20 protein-coding genes are annotated in these 19941 nt (G+C 59.0%); 13 read left to right on the forward strand and 7 right to left on the reverse strand.

Going from position 1 to position 19941, the window contains the following annotated elements:
- Positions 1 to 42: 42 nt before the first annotated feature.
- The gene (locus I6N93_RS03250) at positions 43 to 216 is read left to right on the forward strand and encodes a hypothetical protein (RefSeq protein WP_167459599.1); all 174 of its coding nucleotides are present in this window, start codon (positions 43 to 45) and stop codon (positions 214 to 216) included.
- 305 nt (positions 217 to 521) lie between these two features.
- On the forward strand, positions 522 to 2342 hold the full coding sequence (locus I6N93_RS03255; RefSeq protein ID WP_085688266.1) for a glycoside hydrolase family 13 protein: 1821 nt from the start codon (positions 522 to 524) through the stop codon (positions 2340 to 2342).
- On the opposite strand, the gene I6N93_RS03260 is transcribed toward I6N93_RS03255, so the two are convergent.
- Positions 2339 to 2536 (reverse strand): hypothetical protein, encoded by a 198-nt coding sequence (locus tag I6N93_RS03260; protein WP_139829932.1) that lies wholly within the window; start codon positions 2534 to 2536, stop codon positions 2339 to 2341. The genes I6N93_RS03255 and I6N93_RS03260 overlap by 4 nt on opposite strands.
- Positions 2537 to 3186: 650 nt before the next feature.
- Between I6N93_RS03260 and I6N93_RS03265 the strand changes: the two genes are divergently transcribed.
- Entirely contained in the window at positions 3187 to 4995 is a 1809-nt protein-coding gene (locus I6N93_RS03265) for a glycoside hydrolase family 13 protein (protein ID WP_085688357.1), read from the forward strand.
- 118 nt (positions 4996 to 5113) lie between these two features.
- Here the strand turns inward: I6N93_RS03265 and I6N93_RS03270 are convergent, their stop codons facing one another.
- Complete coding sequence (locus tag I6N93_RS03270) at positions 5114 to 6592, reverse strand: NCS1 family nucleobase:cation symporter-1 (RefSeq protein WP_085688268.1); 1479 nt, start codon at positions 6590 to 6592, stop codon at positions 5114 to 5116.
- Between the two features lie 154 nt (positions 6593 to 6746).
- Between I6N93_RS03270 and I6N93_RS03275 the strand changes: the two genes are divergently transcribed.
- The 3 genes from I6N93_RS03275 to puuE are packed head-to-tail and all read left to right on the forward strand — an operon-like array spanning position 6747 to position 9198.
- On the forward strand, positions 6747 to 7472 hold the full coding sequence (locus tag I6N93_RS03275) for a GntR family transcriptional regulator (protein ID WP_085688270.1): 726 nt from the start codon (positions 6747 to 6749) through the stop codon (positions 7470 to 7472).
- Positions 7469 to 8206 carry an aspartate/glutamate racemase family protein gene (locus tag I6N93_RS03280; protein ID WP_085688272.1) on the forward strand — a complete coding sequence of 246 codons (738 nt, stop codon included), beginning with the start codon at positions 7469 to 7471 and terminating at the stop codon, positions 8204 to 8206. The genes I6N93_RS03275 and I6N93_RS03280 overlap by 4 nt, the downstream gene beginning before the upstream one ends.
- 38 nt (positions 8207 to 8244) lie before the next feature.
- Positions 8245 to 9198 (forward strand): allantoinase PuuE, encoded by a 954-nt coding sequence (puuE, locus tag I6N93_RS03285; RefSeq protein WP_099017438.1) that lies wholly within the window; start codon positions 8245 to 8247, stop codon positions 9196 to 9198.
- A gap of 60 nt (positions 9199 to 9258) precedes the next feature.
- Here the strand turns inward: puuE and hpxZ are convergent, their stop codons facing one another.
- Genes hpxZ through I6N93_RS03305 form a run of 4 tightly spaced genes read right to left on the reverse strand, consistent with a single transcriptional unit; the run spans position 9259 to position 12890 of the window.
- On the reverse strand, positions 9259 to 9645 hold the full coding sequence (hpxZ, locus tag I6N93_RS03290; protein ID WP_085688274.1) for an oxalurate catabolism protein HpxZ: 387 nt from the start codon (positions 9643 to 9645) through the stop codon (positions 9259 to 9261).
- A gap of 18 nt (positions 9646 to 9663) precedes the next feature.
- Positions 9664 to 11070, reverse strand: coding sequence for an AtzE family amidohydrolase (locus tag I6N93_RS03295; RefSeq protein ID WP_085688276.1), 1407 nt, complete (start codon positions 11068 to 11070; stop codon positions 9664 to 9666).
- A complete protein-coding gene (hpxX, locus tag I6N93_RS03300; protein WP_085688278.1) occupies positions 11067 to 11264 on the reverse strand; it encodes an oxalurate catabolism protein HpxX in 198 nt (65 codons plus the stop codon). Before hpxX ends, I6N93_RS03295 begins: the two co-directional genes overlap by 4 nt.
- Positions 11265 to 11303: 39 nt before the next feature.
- Positions 11304 to 12890, reverse strand: coding sequence for a gamma-glutamyltransferase family protein (locus I6N93_RS03305; RefSeq protein ID WP_085688280.1), 1587 nt, complete (start codon positions 12888 to 12890; stop codon positions 11304 to 11306).
- Between the two features lie 222 nt (positions 12891 to 13112).
- Here I6N93_RS03305 and I6N93_RS03310 point away from each other — a divergent pair, with 222 nt between their 5' ends.
- Positions 13113 to 13952: a MurR/RpiR family transcriptional regulator gene (locus tag I6N93_RS03310; RefSeq protein WP_085688282.1), complete on the forward strand. Its 840-nt coding sequence runs from the start codon at positions 13113 to 13115 to the stop codon at positions 13950 to 13952.
- 85 nt (positions 13953 to 14037) lie between these two features.
- Here the strand turns inward: I6N93_RS03310 and I6N93_RS03315 are convergent, their stop codons facing one another.
- A complete protein-coding gene (locus tag I6N93_RS03315; RefSeq protein ID WP_085688284.1) occupies positions 14038 to 14373 on the reverse strand; it encodes a hypothetical protein in 336 nt (111 codons plus the stop codon).
- 68 nt (positions 14374 to 14441) lie between these two features.
- On the opposite strand from I6N93_RS03315, the gene I6N93_RS03320 reads away from it, so the two are divergent.
- The 6 genes from I6N93_RS03320 (at position 14442) to hpxK (ending at position 19882) form a co-directional block, all read left to right on the forward strand.
- Positions 14442 to 15233, forward strand: coding sequence for a transporter substrate-binding domain-containing protein (locus I6N93_RS03320; RefSeq protein ID WP_373853636.1), 792 nt, complete (start codon positions 14442 to 14444; stop codon positions 15231 to 15233).
- A 12-nt stretch (positions 15234 to 15245) separates the two neighbouring features.
- Positions 15246 to 15914 carry an amino acid ABC transporter permease gene (locus I6N93_RS03325; RefSeq protein ID WP_085688286.1) on the forward strand — a complete coding sequence of 223 codons (669 nt, stop codon included), beginning with the start codon at positions 15246 to 15248 and terminating at the stop codon, positions 15912 to 15914.
- Positions 15914 to 16567 carry an amino acid ABC transporter permease gene (locus I6N93_RS03330; RefSeq protein ID WP_309251029.1) on the forward strand — a complete coding sequence of 218 codons (654 nt, stop codon included), beginning with the start codon at positions 15914 to 15916 and terminating at the stop codon, positions 16565 to 16567. Before I6N93_RS03325 ends, I6N93_RS03330 begins: the two co-directional genes overlap by 1 nt.
- On the forward strand, positions 16548 to 17291 hold the full coding sequence (locus tag I6N93_RS03335) for an amino acid ABC transporter ATP-binding protein (protein ID WP_085688290.1): 744 nt from the start codon (positions 16548 to 16550) through the stop codon (positions 17289 to 17291). Before I6N93_RS03330 ends, I6N93_RS03335 begins: the two co-directional genes overlap by 20 nt.
- Positions 17292 to 17372: 81 nt before the next feature.
- Positions 17373 to 18617 carry a pyridoxal-phosphate-dependent aminotransferase family protein gene (locus I6N93_RS03340; protein WP_085688292.1) on the forward strand — a complete coding sequence of 415 codons (1245 nt, stop codon included), beginning with the start codon at positions 17373 to 17375 and terminating at the stop codon, positions 18615 to 18617.
- Entirely contained in the window at positions 18614 to 19882 is a 1269-nt protein-coding gene (hpxK, locus tag I6N93_RS03345) for an allantoate amidohydrolase (RefSeq protein ID WP_085688294.1), read from the forward strand. The genes I6N93_RS03340 and hpxK overlap by 4 nt, the downstream gene beginning before the upstream one ends.
- Positions 19883 to 19941 lie beyond the last annotated feature (59 nt).

Below are 19941 nucleotides of genomic sequence, written 5' to 3' on the forward strand. Positions count from 1 at the left end.
TCGGTACGGCCTTAGCGAATTGCGTTAAAATAGCAATGCACTATGAGCGGTTTTTCAGCGCCGGGCGTGGTCGATGTCGCCCCAATGGTAAATTTCGTTATCTTCCCGCAGTTGATATTATTAATGGGTAATAAAGGGGATATTTTTCGTTTCGTTCTTTTCAACGAAGAGATTCAAACCGGTTATATTCCGTCGGCGATGCGTTCGCGGAAATAACCGTCGGGGCGATAATCGGGCAAGGCGAGCGACGTTAATTCACCTCGCTATTAATATTAAAGACTCGTGCGTGTGCTTATCGATACGTATAAATACATCTGTGAAATATGAATATATTTCATTTATCCGGTGAAAATAGAATTATATGCCTGTTATTTATTGGTTATTAAAGTGATGAATCGCTTTTTCTACAATGATATTCTCGATGGCTCTTAAAATTTAACTTCGCGTTATTACCGTTATGGTCAATTAATCTTTTTTACTCGGATATGTAGAGAGCAATGGATATGAGGATATTGATATTCATGTCGTCGGCGGCGATAAGCCTTGGGATAGCCTTGTGGAGCGGCATCAATCCGGCTCGGAGTGAAGGTATCGAGAAAACGACGACGGAAGCGACGGTGGTGCCGCGCTCCGGGAATTTTCCGGCCTGGTGGAAGGAAGCGGTATTTTACGAGGTCTATCCTCGTTCTTTCAAAGACAGCAATGGCGACGGCATCGGGGATCTCAATGGTCTGATTGAAAAACTGGATTATCTGAAAACTCTGGGTATTAACGCCATTTGGATGACGCCGCATTATGATTCACCGAATACCGATAGCGGCTACGATATTCGGGATTTCAAAAAAATAATGAAAGAATATGGGACCATGGCCGATTTCGATCGTCTGATGGCCGAATTGAAAAAACGCGATATGCGTTTAATGATTGATGTCGTTATTAATCATACCAGCGATCAAAATCATTGGTTCGTGGAAAGTCGAAAATCAAAAGATAATCCTTATCGCGATTATTATTTTTGGCGGAATGGTAAGAATGGCGGCGCGCCGAATAATTACCGTTCTTTCTTCGGCGGCGGCGCGTGGGATAAAGATCCGCAGACCGGCCAATATTATCTTCACTACTTCAGCAAACATCAGCCGGATCTGAACTGGGATAATCCTCAGGTACGGAATGCGCTGTACGACATTCAGCGCTTCTGGCTGAACAAAGGCGTTTCGGGTCTGCGTTTCGATACGCTCGCCACCTATTCCAAAATCCCCGGTTTTCCTAATCTGACCGACGAGGAGCAGATGTTCTTCGCCCAAGCCTACACTCAGGGTCCCAACCTGCATCGCTACATCCAGGAGATGCATCAAAAGTTATTCACCCAATACGACGTCGTCACCGCAGGGGAGCTGTTCGGCGTGCCGACGAGTCAGGTGCCCTTGTTCTTCGACCAGCGCCGCAAAGAGCTGGATCTGATTTTCACGTTCGACCTGATTCGTATGGATCGCGACAAAGACCAACGATGGCTGCGGCGGGATTGGACGCTGCGCGACTTCAAACAGGTCATCGCGCGCAACGACAATCTCGCGGGCGATTACGGTTGGAACACCTTCTTCCTGAGCAACCACGATAATCCGCGCTCGCTCTCTCATTTCGGCGACGATCGCCCGGAATGGCGGGAGCGTTCGGCGAAAGCGCTGGCCACCGTGCTGTTGACCCAGCGAGCCACGCCGTTCATTTTTCAGGGCGAGGAACTGGGCATGACCAATTACCCGTTCAAATCGATGTCGGATTTTGACGACCTTGAAGCCAAAGGCTTCTGGCAGGACTACGTGGCGACCGGGAAAGTCAAGCCGGACGTCATGATGGCGAATCTGAAGCAGACCAGCCGCGACAACGCCAGAACCCCTGTACAGTGGGACGCTTCGGCCAACGCCGGGTTCACCACCGGTACACCGTGGCTCAAGGTCAACCCCAACTACACGGAGATCAACGCCGCGAAGGAGATCGCCCAGCCGGACTCCATCTTCAACTATTACCGCACGCTGATTGCTCTGCGTCGCCAAACGCCGGGCCTCATTTATGGTCACTATGCCGACCTGTCTCCCGAAAACCTTGACGTTTACGCCTATACCCGCACCACCCATGACGTCCGTTATCTGGTGGTGGTCAACGTCAAGGCGCAGCCTGTGAGGTACGCGCTGCCGGCGTCCATGACCATCGACCGCACGTTAATCGAGAGCGGCGCAAACGGCGCGCCTGCGCATAATGCGACTTCTCTCACTCTTCAACCGTGGCAGTCCGGGATCTACCGGCTGAACCGATCGGACGTCAAATGCGTCAGCCGTCTCCACTAGCCCAGGAGCGCGGCGAGCATTAACGACGGAACGGAGCGAAAACGGCGTTCGGTTTTGTCGCCGTAGATAGCCGGCGACGTTTCTGGCGCTCTGCGGATGGCGATACCCCTGCGATTCAGGACCGGATACCCGTACTGTAAAAGCCGTGCGGCGATGTCGGGGGAATGCCGCCGCGTGACCCTCGGTCGTGTCATGATCAATAGCCAGGGAATAATAAACGCGCTCTCTGAATCTCTTTTATCGGAACTCAACGTTAAGCAAGTGTAACGAAATGAGTGGAACATCATGATTATATGCCGGGGCGGCGATTGACTGGGCGGAAAATATCAAGGGCGTCGCTTATGCATCGCCTTTTATTTATTTCCAGAGCGGCAGGGAAATACCCGAGACTGGGATGTTACGGACGGCGCCGGCGGTGAAATCCAGGATGACTCCGCTGTTCCCGCGCGTGCGGCGAGATCTCGACCGCTCGCCGAGAAGAAAATGATGAGTAAATTAAAAAAATAGTTGTAAATCAATTCATTGATTGGTTTTTGACAACGCCCTGAGCGGCAATATTCTCCCTGCTAGACTGTTGCAAATCCAATGGTAATCACAAGGATGTTTTTCTTGAGTGAATATAAATATTAGATTATTGCATGCGTCATAATATTTATTTCCGTCACTCTTTCTATCTTCACTAATTCGTCGTTATAGGGTCATGCGGTATTTATTTCATATTAAACTAATGTCTAAATATTTCCGCGGTGCTATTCTCGAACACGCTATTGTATATATACGCTCGCCATAACATCAGAAATAAAACTGAGTTTTTCTTATTGTTTGACGCAAGGAAAAAATGGAAATGAATAAACTGAGATTGGCATCGCTGATTGCGATAAGTCTAGGTATTGCCCTGTGCGGAAATGTCCCTCAGGTTCAGGCGGAGCCTGTGGAGGCCGCTTCTCCTCAAGGCGCCGGTATCCAGCGTTCCGACGATTACCCGGTCTGGTGGAAACAGGCTGTTTTTTATGAGGTCTATCTCCGCTCGTTCAAGGATGGTAACGGGGATGGTATCGGCGATTTCAACGGCTTGATCGAGAAGCTGGATTATTTGCGCAATCTGGGCATCGACGCCATCTGGATCACGCCTCATTACGACTCTCCAAACCAAGACAGCGGATACGACGTTCGCGATTATAAAAAGGTCATGAAAGACTTCGGTACGATGGAGGATTTCGACAGGCTCGTCTCTGAGATGAAGAAACGCAATATGCGCCTGATGATCGATATTGTGTTTAACCACACCAGTGATGAACACCCGTGGTTTCTAAAAAGCAAAGAGTCCACCGATAACCCGTATCGCGGCTATTATTTCTGGCGTGAAGGCAAAAACGGCGGCGAGCCCAACAACTATCCGTCGTTATTCAGCGGCCCGGCGTGGGAAAAAGATCCCAAGACCGATCAGTACTATCTTCACTACTTCAGCGTACATCAGCCGGATCTCGACTGGGGAAACCCAGAGGTCAGAAAAAATCTCTACGACATTATGGAGTTCTGGCTGTCGAAAGGGGTGTCCGGCCTGCGGTTCGACTCCATCAATACCATCTCCAAGCAGCCGGGATTCCCGGACCTGAACCAGCAGCAACTGCACCACACCGCGGCGAGCTATGGCTGTGGGCCCAATGTTCACCGTTATCTCAAAGATATGAACGATCACGTCCTGTCGCATCATAAGGACTTGGTGTCCGCCGCCGAAGCCTTCGCCGTGCCGCAAGAGTCGCTAAAAGATTATGTCGACCAGCGTCGTCATGAAATGGATTTGGCCTTTACCTTTGAGTCGGTGCTGTTCTACCGCTATCCGGGCGAAAAGTGGCATTACAAAGGCTGGGTGCTGCCGCAGTTGAAAGAAGTGGTGCAACACGCGAACGAATCCGGCGGCGAATATGGCTGGCTCGCGTTCTTCCTCGGCAGTCACGATAACCCGCGCGTCGTTTCCACCCTTGGCGACGACCGCCCGGAATGGCGTGAACGATCCGCGAAAGCGCTGGGCACGCTGCTGCTGACGCAGCACGCCACGCCGTTTATCTACCAGGGCGATGAACTGGGGATGATCAATGCGCCGTTCAAGTCCATCGACGACTACAACGATATTGAAACCAAAGCGTTCTATAAAAACCTGGTGCTCAGCGGCAAAGTGAAGGAGGACGTCTTCCTGAACAACGTTCGCATCACCTCGCGCGAACAGGGCAGAACGCCGCTGCAGTGGAGCGCCGAGAATAACGCGGGCTTCACGACCGGTACGCCGTGGTACGCAGTGAACCCGACCTACAAAGAGATCAATGCGGCGAGCGAGGTGGACAATCCGAATTCGGTCTATAACCACTATCGTGAACTGATCGCCCTGCGTCACCGCATCCCGGCGCTGGTTTACGGTAAATATGCAGATCTGGACTCGCAAAACCCCGACGTTTTCGCGTATACCCGCAGCTTGAAGGGCGAACGCTACCTGATGGTGATCAACTTCAAGGAAAAAGCGATCGACTATGCGCTGCCGGATCGTCTGGCGATAGGCGAAACGCTGCTGGAAAGCGGTCAAAAAGCAAAACCTGAAACCAATGCGAGGGTGCTTAATCTGCAACCGTGGCAGGCGGGGATCTACAAACTGAAATAAAGCGCGATATGGGGATGGCCTCCATGCCCTGTATGACATCGTCCTTACATCCCGGCTCAGGCCGGGATGTTTTTGTATGGGGGAGAGCGGAATTTCGGGTTGCCTCGCAGCGAAACCCCTATTCCACACCGGGCATAGACAGGCGGCGAATCGGATAACCCGGGCTGCGTTCATGGCGAGCCAAAAAGCGGTAGCAGCCTGCGCCCAGCGCTGCGCCGATAAACCAGTTGAAATTAGCGACCGCGTGCCACGACGGCATAAAGCCGATAAAGAGACAAATGCCGACGGCGGGGATCAGCGCCAAAACGGCTTTGGGATTAAAGCCATGTCGATACCAGTAACGCCCCTGCGGAGTCGCGTTGAACAGATCGTCAACGGACACGCATCCGCCCTTAATCAGATAAAAGTCAGCCAGCAGGATCCCGAATAGCGGGCCGACAAAGGCGGCCAAAACGTCCAGCGTGTAGTGGATCAGTTCGGGTGACTGGAAGAGGTTCCAGGGCGTCAGCAGGATCGAGCCTACGGCGGCGATCATCCCGCCTGCGCGGAAACTGATCCGCTGCGGCGAACAGTTGGAGAAGTCGAAGGCCGGCGACACGAAGTTCGCCACGATGTTGATGCCGATGGTGGCGATGATCATGGTTAACAGGCCCAGCGCGACGGCAACGCCGTTGCCGATGTGGCTCACGGTTTCGATAGGATCGGTCATCATCTTGCCGAACAGCGACTGCGTACCGGAAACGATAACCACCGTCACGATGGAGAACAGCAGGAAATTGACCGGCAGTCCCCAGAAGTTGCCGCGACGAACCTCGCGCATGCTCTTACCATACCGGGAAAAGTCGCCGAAGTTCAGCAGCGGGCCGGAGAAGTAGGACACCACCAGCGCGACGGCGGTGATCATCTGCCACAGCTGTTCGCCGGGGCTCAGCGATTGACTGGAGAGCGTGAAGGAGATGCCCTCCCAGCCGGTCTGGTAGACAATCCAGCCGGCCAGCCCCAGCATTACCGCATAGACCGCCGGACCGGCGAAATCGATAAAACGTTTGATGGCCGCCATGCCGTGCCAGAACACCATGGCCTGTAGCAGCCAAAGGATGCCGAAGCATATCCAGCCCAGTGCGGACAGGCCCAGCCAGTGATGCTCGGTCAGCGGGATCAGTGAGGGGTAGAACTTCAGCAGTGCCAGCATCAGCGCGTTGGCGGCCAGATAGGTTTGTATACCGTACCAGGCGAAGGCGATCAGTCCGCGGATCACCGCCGGAATATTGGCGCCGAAAACCCCGAAGGCCTGACGGCAAATTACGGCATAGGGAACGCCGCTTATCTGGCTGGGTCTGGCGATCAGATTGGCGCACAGCTGAACGATGCCGATACCGGCCAGCAGACAGAGCAGCACCTGCCAGCTGGCCAGCCCCAGCGTAAAGAAACTGGCCGCGACGACGTAGCCGCCCATACTGTGCACGTCGGACATCCAGAAGGAAAAAATGTTATACCAGGACCAGTTCTGCGACCGCACCGGCGCGAGATCCTCATTGCATAACCTGGGGCTGTAGTCTGTCCGCATAGCGCGGTTCGATGAGGTGTTTTCTGGCATGGAATCTGTTCCTTTTGATAATCGGACGTCAACGTCACACGATGATGTATACAAAAAGTGTTTTGCATGATTCGGGCCATAATCTATTTTTTGTATACAATAATTGATGGTTGAGGTGTACGATTTAGCCATGACATGTTGATGGGATAACGTGATGAACTATACCTATGGTCTTGAAGACGAAACGCTTTCTCAGCAAAAGGACGAGGTGATTTATCACGCGTTGCTGAATGCGATTGTGGAACACCAGCTGCTGCCGGGCACCAAATTGCCGGAAGAGGCGCTGGCGGAGGTCTTCGGCGTGAGCCGCACCGGCATCCGCAAAGTGCTGCAGCGTCTTGCCGCAGTGCAAATGATCACCCTGGCGCCCAAACGTGGTGCACAGGTCGCCACGCCTTCGATAGAAGAAGCGCGGCAAATCTTCCGCACCCGCAGCCTGCTGGAGTGCGCCAACCTGCCGCAGGTGACGGAACACTGCCGGCCCGCTCACTACAAGGCGCTGGAGAAGGTGGTGCAGGCGGAAGATCGGGCTCATCAGGAGCAGAACGGCGCGGAGGCGATCCGCCAGTCCGCCGCGTTTCACATACAGCTACAGGCTATCTCCGGCAATGCGGTATTAACCGGCATGGTGTCTCAGCTTACGCTGCGATCGTCGCTGGTGATCGCCGCCTACGGTGCGCCGTGGCAGCAGGGGTGTCGCTGTCACGATCATCAGCACTTGATCACGCTGTTGCGAGACAAAAATACGGCGGTGCTCATATCGGAAATGCAACGTCATTTCGACGATATCACCGCCCATCTGCGATTTGATCGCGACGATAGCGTGACGCCGGATTTCTCCCGCCTCTTCGCCCACCTTCATGGACAGGAGCCAGCATGAGCCGCTGTGTGATACAGGTCATCAACCCGAACACCAGCCGGGAAATGACGGATACCATCGACGCCGCGGCGCGGCGAGTCGCTAACGCAGACACCGAAATACTGTCTGTCTGTGCGTCTTACGGCGCACCGTCGGTAGAAGGGCATGTCGATGAAGCCATCGCGGCCCTCGGCGTGCTGGCGCAGATCCAACAAGGCCGGTCGCAGGGCGTACACGGTCATGTCATCGCCTGCTTCGGCGATCCGGGTCTGTTGGCGGCACGCGAGCTGGCCACTGCGCCCGTCGTCGGCATTGCCGAAGCCGCAATGCACATGGCGACGCTGGTGGCGACGCGCTTTTCTATCGTCACCACGTTGCCGCGCACGCTGATCATCGCGCGACACCTGCTGCATCAGTATGGTTTTGAGCGCCACTGTGCTGCGCTGCACGCCATCGATCTTCCGGTGCTGGCGCTGGAAGACGGGCAGGGATTGGCGCAACAGAAAGTGCGCGAACAGTGTATACAATCGAAACAAAAAGATGGATCCGGTGCGATAGTGCTGGGCTGCGGCGGCATGGCGGATCTGGCCGTTGAATTGACGCATGAGCTGGGGATCCCGGTGATCGACGGCGTCAGCGCCGCGGTTAAACTGATTGAATCGCTGGTGGGGATGGGATTGACCACCAGCAAACACGGCGACCTCGACTATCCGCTGCCCAAACCGCTGACCGGCCCGTTCAGCCAGCTGCGCTGACGTTGGTTTTATCTCCTTGGCAACAGAAAAGAGAACACATGATGAAGACGTTGACGCAGGCGTTGAGGGAAGGGCGGGACTACCCGCGCGATCTGGTTGGCTATGCGGGGCAGCCGCCGCACGCCCAGTGGCCGGGAAATGCGCGCATCGCGGTGCAGTTTGTCCTCAACTATGAGGAAGGCGCGGAAAATAACGTGCTGCACGGGGACGCGGGCTCCGAACAGTTTCTGTCTGACATCATCGGCGCGGCCAGTTACCCGGACCGTCATATGTCGATGGACTCGTTATACGAGTACGGCTCGCGCGCGGGGTTTTGGCGGATCCACGCGGAGTTCCAGCGTCGCGGCCTGCCGCTGACGGTATTCGGCGTCGGGATGGCGCTGGCGCGCAACCCGGCCGTCGTCGAGGCAATTCGCGCCGCCGACTACGACGTGGTGTGCCACGGCTGGCGCTGGATCCACTATCAGGACACGCCGGTGGAGGTCGAACGCCGGCATATGGCGCAGGCCGTGGAGATGATGACGGCGCTGTTCGGCCGCCCGCCGTTGGGCTGGTATACCGGCCGTGATAGCCCGAATACGCGTCGGCTGATGGTTGAACACGGCGGCTTCCAGTATGACAGCGACTACTATGGGGACGATCTGCCGTTCTGGATGTCGGTGACTGGGGCAGACGGCGCGGCGCGGCCTCACCTGATCATTCCTTATACGCTCGAGGCCAACGATATGCGTTTCGCCTCGCCGCAGGGGTTCAACTGCGGGGAGCAGTTCTTTACCTACCTGAAAGACAGCTTTGATGTGTTGTACGAAGAGGGGGAAACCGCGCCGAAAATGATGTCGATCGGCATGCACTGTCGGCTGCTGGGACGGCCGGGCCGCTTCCGTGCGCTACAGCGTTTTCTCGACTACGTTCAGCAGCACGACCGGGTGTGGATTTGCCGTCGTCAGGACATCGCCGACCACTGGCGTCAGCACCATCCCTATCAAGGCTGATTTGTCGAGATAAGCTAAAAAGGCCGCGAAGACGCGGCCTGTCTTCCTCACGCCTATCCGTTACGCCATCAGGCTGACGTGGGCGGCCACGATGCGCCACCCCTGTTCGGTGCGAACCCAGGTTTGCATCTGGCGACCCACCTTCTCTGAATGCTCCCGGCGAAACTCGGTGCTGGCGACGGCCACGTCCCGGCCGTAGCTGGTGATCACCGTATTGTGCAACTGGCGGTCAAGTCCCGCGGAAGGACGGGCGGCGCGAAACGCCCGGATCTGTTCGATGCCGTAGAGATTCTCGGACGCGCCGTAGCGCACGGTGCGCGCATCGTGCCAGAACAGGGCGTCGAGTTCCTCGACGTCGTTGCCGGTCAGTGCTTTTTCGTAGCGGGCGAACGCGGCGGAGACCTCTTCCAGCACGTCGGGCAAATTGATGTCGTTGAGCTGCAACATATCGGGGCTCCTTGCGTATCAGAGCGGTGATGGGATGACGGAATGCGTAATGCCTTGCTGTTCCAGGCGTCGGGCCGCGCGCAGCGCAATGTCTTCACGCCACGGCGCGGCAATCAGCTGAACGCCGATGGGCAGTCCGCCATCGGTGAGCAGCGGCACGGTCACCACCGGCAGCCCGACGAACGAAATAGGCTGCGTCAGCATACCCATGCTGGCACGAATGGGCAGATCCGCACCGTTAATGCGCATGGTTTCCTGACCGATCGGCGTCGCCGGGCGGGGCGTCGCCGGGGCAATCAACAGGTCGGTGTGTTCGAACAGCGACAGGACTTCCTGCCGGAAATGGTTGCGAAAACGCTGTGCCTGTACGTACCACGCCGCCGGGATCATGGCGCCGGCCAGCAGGCGTTCGCGCGAATGCGGCTCGAACTGCTCCGGCACGCTCCGCAGCGCGGGCAGGTATTGATTACCGCCTTCGCTGGCGGAGATGAGGAAGGCGGCCGTGCGGGCCAGCGCGGCATTGTCGATCAACACATTGTCATCGGCTCCCAGCGCCCGGGCGACCCGCAGTACGGCGGTTTTCGCATGTTCGTCGCACCAGTCGGCGAAATAGCCTGCCAGAATTTTGGCGCGCAGCGGCGTCGTGTCATCGTTCAGCGTGGCCGAGCAGTCCAACGACGAATGCGGCGTTTGAAAACGATCGTGGGCGTCGATGCCTTGCAGCAGATCGAACACCTGCGCCAGGTCCCCCGTGTTTCGCGCCATCGGGCCGATATGGTCGAGGCTGGCGACGAAAGGCTGCGTGCCGCGGCGGGACAGGCGGCCAAAGGTCGGTTTCATGCCGAAAATGCCGCACAGCGACGAAGGGACGCGAATGGATCCGTTGGTGTCGCTGCCGAGCGCGAAGGTCACCAGCCCGGCCGCGACCGCCGCCGCCGAACCGCCGGAGGAGCCGCCCGCGATGCGCGTCACGTCATGCGGGTTGCGGGTTGCGCCATAGTGGGTGTTCTCGGTCGTGAAGCCATAGGCGTAGGCGTCCATGTTTAACAGCCCCGATAGCAGCGCGCCCTGAGCGCTCAGCCGGCAGACGGCGTAGGCATCCTGCGTGGCGGGGGGACGCTGGCTAAACAGTTTGGCTCCCGCCAGCGTGGTTTCGCCTGCCACGTCGAACAGGTTTTTGACCGCATACGGCACGCCGGTCAGCACGGGCAGCGCGCAACCGTCGCGGCGTTGCCGGTCGAGCTGCGCGGCCTCTTCCAGCATGCGCGTCTCGGTGACGCGGGTGTAGGCGTTGAGCTGGGGATTGCGCTCGGCAATGTGCGCCAGCGTCTGGTGGGCAATCTCCTGTACGGACAGTTCGCCGCGCTCTTGCAGCGCCTGAATCTCATCAATGGAATAGCAGCCGGGGTGGCGTGTCGTACTCATAACTGATAAACCCCCGCGACTTCCTGACGTTCGTCCAGCGGAAAGGCCATCAGCGGCAGCGCCATCTCGGCGATGCGGCTGAACTGTCGCTGCAATTCTTCGCGGCGGGCCGGATCCAGCTCCAGCGCCAGCAACGTTTCCATCTGCCGCAGATAGTCGGCCAGCGCGGCGTCATCCAGTTTTATCTCACTCATGGTTTCCTCTGTGATCATCGTTGTCGCGGTCTTGCAGATTTAAAAGCCCAGGGCGCTGCCGTTGCTGCGCGGGTCGAACGCCCCTTCGAGCATACCGTGAGTATGGCGCACGATAGCCCCGGCGTGTCCGACGCTCTCGCTGAAGTCGGGCAGCATCTCCACCTCATGGCCCAGTCCACGTAGCGTATCGACGGTGGCGGCCGTGAAGCGGCCCTCCAGCTTCAGGCTATCGGAGGTGTGTCCCCAGGTGCGACCCAATAGCCAGCGCGGCGCGGCGATGGCCTGCTGTAGCGGCAGCCCCTGCACCACGTGGCGGATAAACAGCGCCGCCTGCGTTTGCGGCTGGCCGTCGCCGCCCATCGATCCGTAGACCATCGTCCGTCCGTCAGACAGCCGTGCGGCGGCGGGATTCAGGGTGTGAAATGGCTGCTTGCCTGGTTCCAGCGCCAGCAGGTGCTGGGGATCGAGGCTGAACGAGGCCCCTCGATTCTGCCAGACGATGCCGGTCTCCGGCAGGACGACGCCGCTGCCGAATTCGTGGTAGATGCTCTGAATAAAGGAAACCGACAGCCCGTTGCCGTCGCACACGCCCATCCAAACGGTGTCGCCCGGGCCTTTACCTTCCCCCCACGGCGTGGCGGCGTTGGTATCCACGCGGGCGCTCAATGCCTCCAGCGCATCGGCGCTGAGCAGGGCGGGGATATCCTGCGTGACGAGTCTGGGATCGGTGATGAAGGCATCGCGCAGTTCGAACGCCAGCTTGGTGGCTTCGACGACGCGGTGGATCGTTTGCGCCTCGTTGAGATCGGCCATATCGAGGCGGTCGGCGATCCCGAGGATCGCTAACGACACCAGCCCTTGCGTCGGCGGCGCCAGATTGAAGATCTCGCCCTGACTGTGGGCCAGCCTCAGGGGCGCGACGCGTTTGGCGCGATAGTTCGCCAGATCGTCGCGGGTCACCGGCATCCCGGACTGCGCTATGGCCGCCGCCAGCGTATCGGCCAACGCGCCGCGATAGAAACTGTCCAGACCGTCTTGCGCCAGCTGCGTCAGCGTGCGGGCAAGATCGGGCTGAACGAAGCGGCTACCGGGGGAAGGGGGGTGACCGTCCGGCAAGAAGACGCGGCGGAATTCGGCATTGGCGCGGAGAGCCTCAAAATGTTGTGTGAGCGCGTTCGATTGCGAGAGGGTGACGGGAATGCCGTCTTTGGCGTAGCAGATCGCGTCGGCCAGCAGCCGCGCCAGCGGCAGCGGTGTTCCGCCCAGCTCGGCGGCATAGCGCAGCGCTTCCTGCCATCCGCCGACGGTGCCCGCCACGGTGATGGCGGCTTTGGGGCCGCGATGAGGAATGCGCTCCATACCGTCGTACAGCGCGCGGTTGGCCAGCGAGCCCGCCGGGCCGCTGGCGTCGATGGCGATGGGATCGCCCTGCGGGGGCACGATCAGCCAGAAACCGTCGCCGCCCAGACTGTTCATATGCGGGTAGACGACGGCGATGGTCGACGCGGCGGCGACCATCGCTTCGATCGCATTCCCACCCTCCCGCAAAACCGCCTGAGCGGAGGCGCTGGCCAGGTGATGAGGCGTCACCGCCATACCGGCAGGCGCGATATTACTGTGCATCATAGAAAAAGATCCCCAACGCTAGGAGGGCCAGACTCCGGCGCTCAACGCTGGCGAGTGATAGTCAGAAGCCGGACGTCGCGTCGCGAGGGCTGCCCAGGGACAATCGATTACAGACAAAAGCAAGAAGCATTCCACTCTTTTTCCTCTTGCCGCTCTCGATGAGAGGTGTGCTAAGGTGCAGCGATACCGTCAATGGCTGAAACGAAAGTTACAGAGGCAGACATGAAGCAGATTGATGAACGGCTACGCAGCCATTTTGATGCGCTCTCTCCACAGGAGCGGCGGGTCGCGGCGTTTATTTTCGATCACCTCGACGACCTCATCAGTTATAACAGCGCGGAGCTGTCGCGGCTGTGCGGCGTCTCCAAGGCGACCGTCAGCCGTCTGTTTCGTCGCCTCGGCTACCCCAGTTACCGGGAAATGCGCGATGAGTTGCGCACGCTGCGCCAAAGCGGTATGCCGCTGGCCGATAACCGCGACGCGGTGCAGGGAAATACCCTGCTGGCGCGTCACTATAAGCAGGAGATGGCGAACCTGACCCTGTGGGTCAGTCAGATCGATCCGGTGCAGTTCGGCGCGGTGCTCGCCGCGCTACAGCAGGCCCAGCGCGTCTGCCTGATCGGGCTGCGCAACAGCTATCCGCTGGCGCTGCATCTGCGCCAACAGCTGTTGCAAGTGAGGCCGCAGGTCTGTCTTTTGGCGCAGCCGGGTCAGACGCTGGCGGAAGAGCTGGCCGACCTGAGTCCGCAGGATGTCGTGATCGTGGCCGCGTTTCGTCGTCGTCCCCGACTGATCCCGTCTCTGCTACGCCAGCTACAGGAAAAGCAGGTGCCGGTGCTGCTGCTGTGCGAACCGCAGGCCCACCGTCTGCAACCGCTGGCGACGTGGACGCTGAGCGCGCCGCTGGACAGCGTCTCCGCCTTCGATAGCTACGCCTCTGCGATGGGCCTGGTCAATCTGCTGAGCAACGCGTTGCTGCACGAAATGTTGCAGGACGGGCGTCAGCGTATCCATCACATCGCCGATCTGTATCAACGGCTGGATGAGTTGGAGCTGCGCTAGGCGGAGGCGTCCCATCGGCAATAACGGGCAATCCGCGTCGCCATTCCAGACGCGCTGCCCTCTGGCTCTCGTCCAGGCCCCTATCTCAGAAACTATCCTCAGCATTTACTCCCCAGAACGTCGGCAGCAGGTTTTTTTCGTCCTTCCCCTGAGTGGGCGATGGCGGCAACAGCATCATGCCGCATGAATGCCGATAGTGCTCAGCGATGAGCCGGTTTTCAGCACCAAAATAGTGCCTTTGCTTCTCTATGGTGCGTCGTGTCGGGGGCATGTCTTCGTTTGATGTCTGCCGTTCTGCGCGATGATTTTCTCCGCTTACTCTGATAAAAGGCCTATCTATAGGACTGTCCGCGCTTTTTTCTGACGCGGCTCGCACCCTGGCAACCACCTCACTGTTGGCATATATTTTGCTCACCTTCATGTAACGATAGTTTCACTATCATTTATTAAGAATCTTTTGTTTCAAATTGGCTAACCAGGAGCAGAGCGATGAATATCAGAAAAGGTTTCTTGGCCGTGATAAGCGCGGCGCTGTTTTTCGTTCAGGCCGGCTACGCCCTGGCCGACCAGTTGCAGGACATCGAGAAGCGCGGCGTGCTGCGCGTCGCCGTGCCGCAAGACTTCCCGCCGTTTGGCTCGGTCGGCACGGACCTTCAGCCGCAGGGTTACGATATCGACATGGCCCGTTATCTGGCCAGCGAGATGAAACTAAAGTTGCAACTGGTGCCCGTCACCAGCGCTAACCGGGTGCCTTATCTGCAAACCAACAAGGTGGATCTGGTGATCTCCAGTCTGGGTAAAAACGCCGAACGCGAAAAGGTGATCGACTTTAGTCGCGCCTACGCGCCGTTCTTCCTGGGCGTGTTCGGACCGAAAGACAGCGATCTCGCTAATCCTCAAGCGCTGGCGGGCAAAAGCGTGGGCGTCACCCGCGGCGCGGTAGAGGACATGGTGCTGACCGACCTTGCGCCGAAAGAGGCGCAGCTGAAGCGCTATGAGGACAACAACACCACGCTGTCGGCTTATCTGTCCGGACAGGTGCAGTACATCGCGACCGGCAACCTGGTGGTCGCGGCCATCGCCGCGCAGAATCCGACGAAAGCGCCGGTGGCGAAATTCATGCTGAAAGATTCACCGTGCTTTATCGGCCTGAAAAAAGACGAACCCGCATTGAAAGAGAAGATCAATGCGCTGATCGAAAAGGCGGTGAAAGACAATATGCTGAACGGCCTGTCGCAAAAGTGGTTGAAGGCCCCGCTGCCCGCGAATCTGGACGCGTGAGGGTAACGACGGATGACCTATCAGCTTAATTTCGCGGCGTTGTGGCCTTACTGGCCGGATATGCTGGACGGTCTGTGGGTCACCGTACAACTGACGGTGCTCGCCACGGCCGGCGGCATCGCCATCGGCATTTGCGGTGCGGCGCTGCGCAGCGGCAAGCCGAACCTGTTGAGCGGGCTGTGGGGCGTTTACGTCGAGGCGATTCGTAATACGCCGTTCGTGGTGCAGCTGTTCTTTATCGTGTTCGGTCTGCCGGGGCTGGGGCTAAAGTTAACCGCAGGCGAGGCGGCGTTGATCGCCATGCTGGTGAACCTGGGGGCCTACAGCACCGAGATCATCCGCGCGGGCATTCAGGTGACGCCGAAAGGGCAGTGGGAAGCCTGCCGGGTATTGGGACTGACGCGCACGCAGACGTTTCTGCGGGTGATCCTGCCGCCGGCGCTGCAACGGATTTATCCGGCGCTGGTCAGCCAGTGCATCATCGTGATGCTCGGCTCTTCGGTCGTCTCGCAGGTGTCGTATGAAGAGCTGACCTTCGCCGCCAATCTGATTCAATCTCGCACCTTCTTAAGCTTTGAGGTGTATCTGGTCACCACGCTGCTGTATCTGGCATTGTCGCTGCTGATGCGCCAACTGCTGCTGCTGCTGGGGCGACGTTTTCTGGGAACGCAGAGCGCATGATGAACTTTACCGACTGGGATATCGTGCGCAACCTGCTGCTGGCGGGGCGCTGGACAGTGTTGCTGTCGCTGACCGCGTTCCTCGGCGGAGCGCTGGTAACGCTGCCGCTGTTGCTGTTGCGCCTGACCCGCCGTCCCTGGCCGCTGCGGTTGACCCGCGCCTACGCCAATCTGTTTCAGGGCACGCCGCTGCTGATGCAGCTGTTCCTCGCTTTCTTTGGTCTGGGCCTGTTCGGCATCGACGTCAGCCCGTGGGTGGCCGCCGCGCTGGCGCTGGCGCTTTTCACCAGCGCGTTTTTAGTGGACATCTGGCACGGCAGCGTGCTGGCGCTGCCGCGCGGCCAGTGGGAAGCCTCGCGCTGTCTGGGGCTGAACTTCTGGCAAACCTTGAGCCGGGTCGTCGCGCCGCAGGCGATGCGTATCGCCATCGCCCCGACGGTCGGCTTTTCCGTGCAGGTCATCAAGGGCACGGCGCTGGCGTCCATTATCGGCTTTGTCGAGATGACCAAGGCCGGGATCATGCTGAACAACGTCACCTATCAGCCCTTTAAGGTGTTTGGTCTGGTGGCGCTCGGCTACTTCCTGCTGTGTTATCCGCTGTCTTACTACAGCCGCTATCTGGAGAAGAAATTTAATGCCGCTCATCACCATTAATCAGGTACATAAGTTTTACGGCCAAAACCACGTGTTAAAAGGCGTGGATCTGGACATCGAGATGGGCGAGGTGATCTCCATTATCGGGCGCAGCGGCTCGGGGAAAAGTACCCTGCTGCGCTGCGTCAACGGCCTGGAAGGCTATCAGGAAGGCAGCATCAAGCTGGGCGGAATCACCATCACCGACCGGGAATCTCAGGCGCGTGAGATCAGCCGTTCCGTCGGCATGATTTTCCAAAATTTCAATTTGTTCCCGCATATGACCGCGCTGGAAAATGTGATGCTGGCGCCCCGGTTGGTGCTGGGCAAAAGCGCGGTGGAGTGCCGCAGTCTGGGCGAACAGATGCTGGACAAAGTCGGGCTGGGCGAACGGCGGGACTATTATCCCGCCAATCTCTCCGGCGGACAGCAGCAGCGTGTGGCTATCGCCCGCGCATTGGCGATGAATCCGAAGGTACTGTTGTGCGACGAAATTACCTCGGCGCTGGATCCGGAGCTGGTGGGTGAAGTGCTCAAAGTGCTGGAACAGCTGGCGGCGGAGGGCATGACGCTGATTCTGGTCACCCACGAAATGAACTTCGCCCGCGAAGTCGGCGACCGCGTGGTGTTTATGCATCAGGGCAAGGTGTGGGAGCAGGGTGAAAGCCGCCGCCTGTTCGCCGAGCCGCAGACCCCGGAACTGAAACAGTTTATCGCCTCCGTGCGCGGGCTGACGGAAGCTTGACGCGCGGCGCAGCCGGTATGCCTTTCTCCGACCAACGCGTCAACGCACACCATGAATCAAGGACATCAGGAGTTAACCACTATGCAAAGCGAACCGTTCGCTCAAATCAATCCGCCTCATCGTCTGCTGATGGGGCCGGGCCCGATTAACGCCGATCCGCGCGTTCTCCGGGCGATGTCCAGCCAGTTGATTGGCCAGTACGACCCGGTGATGACCGGTTACATGAATCAGGTTATGGCGCTGTATCGGCAGTTGTTCCGCACCGAAAACCGCTGGACAATGCTGGTGGACGGCACCTCGCGATCCGGTATCGAAGCCATTCTGGTTTCTGCGATCCGCCCCGGCGATCGGGTTCTGGTGCCGGTTTTCGGACGCTTTGGCCACCTATTGTGCGAGATTGCCCGGCGCTGCCGCGCCGAGGTGCATACGATTGAAGCGCCGTGGGGCGAAGTCTTTACGCCTGACCGCATCGAAGAGGCCGTGAAGCGGGTTAAACCGCGTCTGCTGCTGACCGTCCAGGGCGACACGTCGACGACGATGCTGCAGCCGCTGGACGAACTCGGCGATATCTGCCGACGTCATGGCGTGCTGTTTTACACCGATGCCACCGCGTCTTTTGGCGGTAATCCGCTGGAGACCGACGCCTGGGGGCTGGACGGGGTGTCCGCCGGCTTGCAGAAGTGCCTCGGCGGTCCGTCCGGCAGTTCTCCGGTGACGATCAGCGAGCGCATGGAAGCGGCGATCCGCCAGCGCAAATGCGTGGAGCAGGGGATCCGCACCGACGATCATCATGATGGCGACGAGGAGATGGTGTACTCCAACTACTTCGATCTGGGCATGATCATGGACTACTGGGGGCCGGAGCGGCTCAACCACCACACCGAAGCGACCAGTATGCTGTTCGCCGCCCGCGAGTGCGCCCGCATTATTCTGGAAGAGGGGCTGGACGCATGCATCGCCCGCCACGCGCTGCACGGTCAGGCGCTGTTGGCCGGGATCGAAGGCATGGGCCTGCAGGCCTACGGCGATCCGGCGCATCGCATGAACAACGTATTAGGCGTGACGATCCCCGAAGGCATTCACGGTGAATCCGTGCGTAAGCGGCTGCTGGAGGATTTCGCCATTGAGATCGGCACCTCTTTCGGCCCGCTGCAGGGCAAGATCTGGCGGATCGGCACCATGGGCTACAACGCGCGCAAAGATTGCGTGATGCAGACGCTGACCGCGCTGGAAGCCGTACTGAACCGTCTGGGTTTCCGCTCGGAGCAGGGCGCGGCGTTGCAGGCTGCATGGGATGTCTACGCCTCTCAGCAGGCGTCCGCATGAGTCACATGGCGATGACGGTTGCCGAGGCGCTCGACGCCGCGCGGCAGGTCATGGATCGCTGCGATGCGCTGGCCGAGATTTCCGAAAGCGCAGGCCAACTGACGCGGGTCTACCTGTCAAAAGAACATCTGTTCGCTAATCAGGTGGTCGGCGAGTGGATGCGGGCGGCGGGGATGCGCGTCTGGCAGGACAGCGTGGGCAATATTTGCGGCCGCTACGAGGGCGAAACGGTCAATGCCCCGGCGTTGTTGCTCGGCTCGCATCTGGACACGGTGCGCAACGCCGGCCGTTACGACGGTATGTTGGGCGTGCTCTGCGCGCTGGAAACGGTCCGATACCTGCATCAACGCCAAATTCGGCTGCCGATGGCGCTGGAGATTGTGGGCTTCGGCGACGAAGAAGGCACGCGGTTCGGCATTACCCTGTTGGGCAGCCGTGGACTGACCGGCACCTGGCCTACTGAGTGGCTGGCATGCCAGGACGCCGACGGCGTTTCCGTGGCGCAAGCGCTGACGCAGGCCGGATTGTCCGCCGACGCGATCGGGGATGCGGCGCGCGATCCGCGCGATTTTCTGGCCTATCTGGAACTGCATATCGAACAGGGGCCGTGTCTGGAACAGGCGGGACTGGCGCTGGGCGTGGTGACGGCGATCAACGGCGCGCGGCGGTTAAACTGTGCGTTTATCGGTCATGCCGGTCATGCAGGCACGGTGCCGATGGGGCAACGCCAGGATGCGCTGGCGGCTGCGGCGGCCTGGATGACGCAGGTGGAAGCGCTGACGCAGTCGAGCGATCCGCATTTGGTCGCAACCGTAGGGTCGTTGCAATGTTTGCCGGGCGCGGCCAACGTGATACCCGGCGAGGTGAGGCTGACGTTGGACATACGGGGGCCGGAAGATGCGGCGCTGGAGGCGTTGCTAAGCCGGTTGCTGGCGGCGGCGAAGGCGATCGCCCGGCAGCGCGGATGTCAGTTCAGCGCGGAGGAGTACTATCGTATTCCCGCGACGCGCTGCGATGAAGGCTTGCAGGCGACGTTGTCCGACGCCGTGACGGCGGTGCAGGGTACGGGCCTGTCGCTGCCGAGCGGCGCGGGCCATGACGCCATCGCCATCGCCGAACGTTGGCCGGTGGGAATGCTGTTCGTGCGCTGTCGCGGCGGGATTAGCCATCATCCCGATGAGTCCGTGCTTACTGGCGACGTGGCGCGGGCGTTGCAGACGTTACTGCTGACGGTGGTGAGCGTCGGCGCAGCTCACAAGGGGTGAATTGCGCAGAGGCCTTAGCCCCTCGTTAGGTCGTGTGAGGGGCGGTCATTTCGCCGGGT

Source organism: Lonsdalea populi, from assembly GCF_015999465.1.
Lineage (GTDB): Bacteria > Pseudomonadota > Gammaproteobacteria > Enterobacterales > Enterobacteriaceae > Lonsdalea > Lonsdalea populi.

Excerpts from the sequence above, each read along its gene's own strand:
- I6N93_RS03340 (WP_085688292.1), top strand. The coding sequence starts at position 17,373 with ATGCAAAGCGAACCGTTCGCTCAAATCAATCCGCCTCATCGTCTGCTG.
- I6N93_RS03255 (WP_085688266.1), top strand. The coding sequence starts at position 522 with ATGTCGTCGGCGGCGATAAGCCTTGGGATAGCCTTGTGGAGCGGCATC.
- hpxX (WP_085688278.1), bottom strand. The coding sequence starts at position 11,264 with ATGAGTGAGATAAAACTGGATGACGCCGCGCTGGCCGACTATCTGCGG.
- puuE (WP_099017438.1), top strand. The coding sequence starts at position 8,245 with ATGATGAAGACGTTGACGCAGGCGTTGAGGGAAGGGCGGGACTACCCG.
- I6N93_RS03265 (WP_085688357.1), top strand. The coding sequence starts at position 3,187 with ATGAATAAACTGAGATTGGCATCGCTGATTGCGATAAGTCTAGGTATT.
- I6N93_RS03320 (WP_373853636.1), top strand. The coding sequence starts at position 14,442 with ATGAATATCAGAAAAGGTTTCTTGGCCGTGATAAGCGCGGCGCTGTTT.
- I6N93_RS03280 (WP_085688272.1), top strand. The coding sequence starts at position 7,469 with ATGAGCCGCTGTGTGATACAGGTCATCAACCCGAACACCAGCCGGGAA.
- I6N93_RS03260 (WP_139829932.1), bottom strand. The coding sequence starts at position 2,536 with ATGACACGACCGAGGGTCACGCGGCGGCATTCCCCCGACATCGCCGCA.
- I6N93_RS03270 (WP_085688268.1), bottom strand. The coding sequence starts at position 6,592 with ATGCCAGAAAACACCTCATCGAACCGCGCTATGCGGACAGACTACAGC.
- I6N93_RS03325 (WP_085688286.1), top strand. The coding sequence starts at position 15,246 with ATGACCTATCAGCTTAATTTCGCGGCGTTGTGGCCTTACTGGCCGGAT.
- I6N93_RS03330 (WP_309251029.1), top strand. The coding sequence starts at position 15,914 with ATGAACTTTACCGACTGGGATATCGTGCGCAACCTGCTGCTGGCGGGG.
- I6N93_RS03275 (WP_085688270.1), top strand. The coding sequence starts at position 6,747 with ATGAACTATACCTATGGTCTTGAAGACGAAACGCTTTCTCAGCAAAAG.
- I6N93_RS03305 (WP_085688280.1), bottom strand. The coding sequence starts at position 12,890 with ATGATGCACAGTAATATCGCGCCTGCCGGTATGGCGGTGACGCCTCAT.
- I6N93_RS03310 (WP_085688282.1), top strand. The coding sequence starts at position 13,113 with ATGAAGCAGATTGATGAACGGCTACGCAGCCATTTTGATGCGCTCTCT.
- I6N93_RS03335 (WP_085688290.1), top strand. The coding sequence starts at position 16,548 with ATGCCGCTCATCACCATTAATCAGGTACATAAGTTTTACGGCCAAAAC.
- I6N93_RS03315 (WP_085688284.1), bottom strand. The coding sequence starts at position 14,373 with ATGAAGGTGAGCAAAATATATGCCAACAGTGAGGTGGTTGCCAGGGTG.
- hpxZ (WP_085688274.1), bottom strand. The coding sequence starts at position 9,645 with ATGTTGCAGCTCAACGACATCAATTTGCCCGACGTGCTGGAAGAGGTC.
- I6N93_RS03295 (WP_085688276.1), bottom strand. The coding sequence starts at position 11,070 with ATGAGTACGACACGCCACCCCGGCTGCTATTCCATTGATGAGATTCAG.
- hpxK (WP_085688294.1), top strand. The coding sequence starts at position 18,614 with ATGAGTCACATGGCGATGACGGTTGCCGAGGCGCTCGACGCCGCGCGG.
- I6N93_RS03250 (WP_167459599.1), top strand. The coding sequence starts at position 43 with ATGAGCGGTTTTTCAGCGCCGGGCGTGGTCGATGTCGCCCCAATGGTA.